Genomic DNA, 332 nt, shown 5'->3' with positions numbered 1-332 from the left:
CTTTAGCCCGGTGGCAGGAACAACATGAAACACTGGTGAAACATGAAGGTGAATTAGGCCTTCGTCTGAGCGGTGATGATCCTCTGGAAGAAGTGGTGCCAGATTTAATTCATTTCTCCTTGATCGTTCTCGTGTTTCCTGCATTCACTGATGGGCGTTGTTACTCATTTGCGAGACTGTTACGTGAACGTTATGGCTTTAAAGCTGAGATACGTGCTCAAGGTGATGTGTTATATGACCAGTTGTTCTATATGTCACAGTGTGGAATTAACAGCTTTGAGCTTGCCAATCCCAACCGTATCGACAAAGCCTTGAAGGCTTTTGATGACTTC

At 44.6% G+C, this 332-nt stretch carries 1 protein-coding gene; it reads left to right on the top strand.

Features of this window, described 5'->3' with window-relative positions; all coding sequences use genetic code 11:
* Positions 1–332: DUF934 domain-containing protein (locus tag B4K20_RS03275; RefSeq protein ID WP_289281865.1), on the top strand; the 332-nt coding region annotated here is incomplete at both ends.

Source organism: Methylophaga sp. UBA5088 (assembly GCF_002414625.1).
GTDB classification, from domain to species: domain Bacteria; phylum Pseudomonadota; class Gammaproteobacteria; order Nitrosococcales; family Methylophagaceae; genus Methylophaga; species Methylophaga marina.
This window is presented reverse-complemented; position numbering and strand designations above follow the sequence as displayed.